Annotated in this window: 5 protein-coding genes; 1 reads left to right on the top strand and 4 read right to left on the bottom strand. The window is 45.3% G+C overall.

The genetic code is table 11. The features are described from left to right. Nucleotides 1–371: 371 nt before the first annotated feature. The 3 genes from HUJ19_RS03190 to ttcA form a co-directional block, all read right to left on the bottom strand. Entirely contained in the window at nucleotides 372–2,465 is a 2,094-nt protein-coding gene (locus tag HUJ19_RS03190; protein WP_290622240.1) for a M13 family metallopeptidase, read from the bottom strand. A gap of 233 nt (nucleotides 2,466–2,698) precedes the next feature. Continuing rightward, nucleotides 2,699–3,163: a thioesterase family protein gene (locus HUJ19_RS03185; protein WP_290622239.1), complete on the bottom strand. Its 465-nt coding sequence runs from the start codon at nucleotides 3,161–3,163 to the stop codon at nucleotides 2,699–2,701. Next, nucleotides 3,163–4,086: a tRNA 2-thiocytidine(32) synthetase TtcA gene (ttcA, locus tag HUJ19_RS03180; RefSeq protein WP_367273958.1), complete on the bottom strand. Its 924-nt coding sequence runs from the start codon at nucleotides 4,084–4,086 to the stop codon at nucleotides 3,163–3,165. Before ttcA ends, HUJ19_RS03185 begins: the two co-directional genes overlap by 1 nt. 145 nt (nucleotides 4,087–4,231) lie before the next feature. On the opposite strand from ttcA, the gene HUJ19_RS03175 reads away from it, so the two are divergent. Beyond that, on the top strand, nucleotides 4,232–5,461 hold the full coding sequence (locus HUJ19_RS03175) for a nucleoside recognition domain-containing protein (protein WP_290622237.1): 1,230 nt from the start codon (nucleotides 4,232–4,234) through the stop codon (nucleotides 5,459–5,461). Between the two features lie 123 nt (nucleotides 5,462–5,584). Here the strand turns inward: HUJ19_RS03175 and HUJ19_RS03170 are convergent. After that, the coding region (locus HUJ19_RS03170) for a hypothetical protein (RefSeq protein ID WP_290622236.1) at nucleotides 5,585–5,841 on the bottom strand (257 nt) is incomplete at its 5' end.

Genomic DNA, 5,841 nt, shown 5'->3' with positions numbered 1-5,841 from the left:
AAACTGTTACCCATGTTTGTGGACTAAAGTGTTACCTATGTTTATAACTCATACCACACCCCGATATTGAGGTCACGCTTTGCGTGACTACCTTCGTCACTCCCAAAATAATTAACGCACCAGAATTTACATCACATCCTTGTGCTGAAAATTCTTATCAAAATCATCTCCCTAAAGGGATTCCCTTCGGTCACAGATTTTGATTGCTATATTTCGTCCGTGTCTTAGCTCAATATAAGGGGATATTGGTGCTAACCATTAGCTATTGTTCTTATAGTAAAAAGTGCGAATCATGATAAGTTAATAAGCACAAAAAAGCCGACTAAGAAGTCGGCTTTGATGCTCTCGTAAAAGAGAAATGGTAATGATAATTACCAAATTTTAACGCGTTCTTCTGGCTCTAAATACATATCATCGCCAGGTTTAACGTCGAATGCCTCGTGGAACTCAGGCATGTTCATAACGGTACCGTTGGCACGGAATTCACTAGGTGAATGTGGGTCGGTATCGATACGTTTACGTAGTTCTTCGTCACGATATTTACGGCGCCATACTTGTGCCCAGCCATAGAATACACGCTGGTCGCCGGTCATGCCGTCGATTACTGGAGCTGGCTCGCCATTCTTTGAAAGCTGGTAGGCTTTGTAAGCGATGGTTAAGCCACCCAGGTCACCGATGTTTTCGCCTTGAGTGAATTCACCGTTAACATGAACACCGTCAAGCACTGTGAAGTTGCTGTATTGAGCAACCAGTTTGTCGGTACGCTTAGTGAACTCTTCAAGGTCTTCTTCTGTCCACCAGTTGCGAAGTTTGCCGTCGCCATCGTACTGTGAACCTGAATCATCGAAGCCATGGCCCATTTCGTGACCAATTACCGCACCAATGCCGCCATAGTTTACAGCATCGTCTGCTTCCAGATTAAAGAATGGAGGTTGTAGAATTGCTGCCGGGAAAACGATTTCGTTCATAACTGGATTGTAATAAGCATTTACCGTCTGAGGTGTCATAAACCACTCAGTGCGATCAATTGGCTGACCCAATTTTTCACGGTTACGCTTTACTTCAACCATTGTGGCACGTTTCATGTTACCGAATAGATCATCAGCTTTAATTTCCAGTGCTGAGTAGTCTTTCCATTTATCCGGATAACCGACTTTTGGAGTGAACTTGGCCAGCTTATCAAGCGCCTGCTCTTTAGTTTCCTCACCCATCCAGTCTAGCTCTTTAATACCTTGAGCATAGGCTGTACGAAGGTTTTCAACCAGTTCTTTCATGCGCTCTTTCGCTTCCGGTTTGAAGTGTTTCTCAACGTAGATCTTACCGACCACTTCGCCAAGCGTACCGTTAATCACGTTTACCGCACGTTTCCAGCGAGGCTCCTGCTCTTCAACACCACTTAACACACCCTGGAAGAAACGGAAGTTTTCTTCTGCGAGAGCTTTATTCAAGAATGAAGCTGAATCACTGATAAGATGCCATTGATAATAGGTCTTCCAGTCATCAATTGAGATCTCTTTAAGCATCTCATTGACTGCAGCAAAGTAGTCAGGCTGACCAACAATAACGTTATCAATGCCTTCTAACATTGCCGCTTTGCTCCAACGATCCCAATCAAGATTTGGAATAGTATTTTGCAATTCTTCGAAGCTCATTTTGTTATAACGAGCCACTGGATTGCGAAGTTTTTCTTTTGGCCAATGCTTTTCCGCGATTTGCATTTCAATCGCCATCACGGTTTTAGCCTTTTCTTCGCCATTTTCCATGCCAGCAAGCTCAAACATTTTTGCAACGTGCTCAACATATTTCTGGCGAATTTCTTCGCTTTTCTCGTCTTCTTTCAGGTAGAAGTCGCGGCTTGGCAGGCCTAAACCGTTTTGACTCATTTGCGTGATGTAGGTATCAGGCTGGCGAGCATCAATATAGACGTAAGTGCTGAACGGTGCTTCGCTGACCATTTGTGCGTAGGCGATATATTCAGACAAGTCAGACAGGTCTTTAATCGCAGCAATTTTTTCAAGCTCTGGTTGAAGCGGCTTAGTGCCAAGTTCTTCCAGTAGCTCTTCATTCATGTAGCTTTGGTATAAGTCGCCGACTTTTTGTGCGTCAGAGCCTTTTTCAGCATTACTGTTAGCGGCTTCTTCAATAATGGCTTTAACATCTTCACGCGCCTGTTCTGCAAGCATGGTGAATGCGCCATAGTTTGATTTATCGGCAGGAATTTCGAATTCTTTTAACCATTTGCCATTCACATGACGGAATAAATCATCCTGCGGGCGAACCGAATGGTCAAAATGTTGTTTATCAATACCTGATACCAGTTGTTGTTCTGCTGGAATAGCAGTCGATGTGGTTTGCTCGGTAACTTCCTGCTTAGCTGTTTCCTGGCTGGCTTTCTGTTCTTCCGTACCGGAATTACAAGCCGCTAACACAGCCAAACAAACGGAGCTAATGAGTAGTTTTTTCATTGGGACACCTTTGTTTGAGACTAATTATATATGACTGATATTTCAGAGCCGATTAGACTCTAAATAAAATTTTCCGCACAACATACTACCCAGTTCGGGACATAAAGAAAAGTTTTGGCAAGATGTAAAAGTAACAGAGTGTGACAGGGGGGGGGAGGTAGGAAGGGCCTTCAGTTTTTACAAGGGGGGCACACAGGTCCGCCCCTACACCGTTACGGTTACTGGCCTGGCTCTTATCTTGCTTCCGAGCTTAATTCTGGCTGCAATTTCAGTATATCGTCCAGCACGCAGTCTTTGAGGGCAACTTTTTGATTGGTGCTGTAATCGATCATCACAATACGGCTTTTACCAAGCGTAGTGACGGTTTGCTGTTGTTCGCTAAATGCTTGATATTCCATGGTGAAGCCGAACTCTTCCAGTTCGTTAATCCGGGTACCAACAATTAAGGTGTCAGGATAAACCACCGGACGACGGTAGCGGGTATAGATATCAGCAAGAATCGGGCCAACTGTGTTGCTGGTGATTTTGGCTTCTTGGCCTAAAGCTTCCAGATAGGCGATACGGGCACTTTCAAAGTAGCGGATATAGCTAACGTTGTTAACGTGCTGGAAGGCATCCATTTCGCCCCAGGCTACGGTAATTGGCAATATAACGGGAAATTGCTGCTTAAATTCTGTCAATGCTTGTGTTTCAGACATTAGCCTACCTTAATAATGTTAATGCTTTGGCTGTCATTCTCGTCGTCACGCTCGATATCAGGTGCTTGAATATCGGGCGCATCGAACAGGGTATCCTGCTCAGTGGTTTCCTGAGTGAGGCCGACAAAGTCAAAAAGATTGGTGTCAGTTAGATGGGACGGAGCCACATTACCCAGTGCCTTGAAGATGGTTTCAATACGGCCGGGATACTTTCGATCCCAGTCCTGTAGCATCATCTTAATATTCTTACGTTGCAGGTTCTCCTGCGAACCGCATAGATTGCACGGAATAATCGGGAATTCTTTGAGTTTGGCAAACTTTGCGATGTCCTTTTCTTTGCAGTAGGCCAGTGGGCGAATCACGATATGCTTGCCGTCATCGCTTTTCAGCTTCGGCGGCATCGACTTCATCTTGCCACCAAAGAACATGTTCAGGAACAGGGTTTCAATGATGTCATCGCGGTGGTGACCCAGAGCAATCTTGGTGATGCCGTTTTTCTCTGCCCAGCTGTAAATAATGCCACGACGTAGACGCGAGCAAAGGCTACAGGTGGTTTTGCCTTCAGGAATGATGCTTTTGACGACGCTGTAAGTGTCCTCTTCGATAATTTCATAAGGCACTCCAACTGACTTAAGATAATTGGGCAACACTTCTTCTGGAAAGCCCGGTTGCTTCTGGTCAAGGTTAACCGCCACCAGCTCAAAGTTAACGGGCGCGCTTTTCTGCAAGCCCATCAGGATTTCCAGCAGGGTGTAAGAGTCCTTACCGCCTGACAGGCAGACCATGATTTTGTCGCCTTCTTCAATCATATTGAAGTCAGCAATTGCTTCGCCAACCTGACGGCGCAAGCGTTTCTGTAACTTGTTAAAGTTGGTCTTGCTTTTTTTGTCGAGCAAGTCGATATGCGAATTAGCAGTGGTCATCATGAAAACCGTTTGAGTACTTAATCGGTCGAAACTGTTCGAACCAGTGTCGAAAAGGCGCTCATTATACACTCTAATCGATATTTTTGTGTATTATCTGTGGCAAGGCCTGCTATCTACCGACCAATAAAGTTAAGGAAATCCTGTGCTAAACATTCTTTGGCTATTCTTTTTTGTGATTGCATTTGTTCTGGCCTGCTTTCAGTGGTTAGTGCAGGGCAATGCCGCTGCTTTCCCGGAGCTGGTGCAGTCGATTTTTGAGATGGCCAAGCTCAGCGTAACAATTGCCATCGGCCTGATTGGTATTCTGGCCTTCTGGCTGGGACTTTTGAAAATTGCCGAAAAAAGCGGTCTGGTTAATCTATTAGCCAAGGCGTTGGCGCCATTGTTTCGCAAGTTAATGCCAGAAGTGCCGAGCGGCCATCCAGCGCTGGGCAGTATCAGCATGAATATGGCGGCTAATATGCTGGGGCTGGATAACGCCGCAACGCCGATGGGTATCCGGGCCATGGAACAGCTACAGGAAATCAACCCACACAAAGAAGAAGCGAGTAACGCACAGATTCTATTTCTGGTGCTCAACACTTCTGCGGTAACTATTATACCTATCACCATATTATTGTATCGCGCACAAATGGGCGCTGCCGATCCCGCCGCAGTTTTCTTACCGATACTATTGGCTACCTGTGCATCCACCTTCTTTGGGCTGCTGGCGGTGTCCATTGTGCAGAAGATCGATATATTTAATCGAGTTATCGCGGCTTATTTCCTGGTGTTTGCGGCTTTAATCGGTGGCCTGGTATGGAGCCTGGCTAGACTGCCGGCTGAGCAGATGGCCGAAGCCAGTTCGGCGCTGGGTAATTTTTTGCTGATGGCAGCGATAGTGACTATTTTAATTTATGGCTGGCTCAAGAAGGTTGCTGTGTATGAGGACTTTGTAGAAGGGGCAAAAGAGGGCTTTAAGGTCGCAGTCACCATTATTCCTTATCTGGTGGCCATGTTGACTGCAATTGGTGCTCTGCGCGCTTCTGGTGCACTGGATGCCTTTGCTGACGGCCTAGGCTGGCTATTTGGCACATTGGGACTGGATACTCGCTTTGTTGAAGCTCTGCCAACTGCCTTGATGAAACCTTTCAGCGGCAGTGGGGCGCGAGCCATGATGCTGGAAACCATGCAAAGCCAGGGAGTGGATTCATTTGTTGGCTACATGGTGGCAACCATTCAGGGCAGCACTGAAACGACCTTTTATGTTTTAACCGTCTATTTTGGTGCGGTGGGGATCAAGCGGATCAGACATGCATTATCCTGTGGCCTGATTGCTGATCTGGCGGGTATTGTGGCGGCCATTTTATTGACCTATTGGTTCTTTGGTTAAGCAAGAATTGGCATAGAATTTAAGTGGTCACTAACTGCCGAAAATTTATACAACCTTGAGTGGGTATCTTATATTTTTTTCAGAATAATGATTGAAAAAAGTCCCGAAAATATGACAGCTTCATTATGAGAAATCCACAAGCTGGCGCAAACCTAGATTTGACAAGGGTTTGCGCCTGTATAGAAAGTATCCAGAGCAGAAATAGTCTATTGCAAACAAGCTAACTAATTGATTAATAAGCGAAAACATACTTGCTGTACAAAAAATGAACAATTTGTATGGGTGTCCTGTATTTTCGGGCTTAGGCAAAGTTTCTTGCAACTTTTCCCCAAAGTTATCCACAGATTTTGTGAAAAAATGTTTACAGAATTTTGACGCTG

The organism is Kangiella sp. (genome assembly GCF_014762745.1).
Classification (GTDB): Bacteria; Pseudomonadota; Gammaproteobacteria; order Enterobacterales; family Kangiellaceae; genus Kangiella.
Note: the sequence above shows the minus strand (reverse complement) of the source record. Positions and strands in the feature narration are given on the sequence as shown.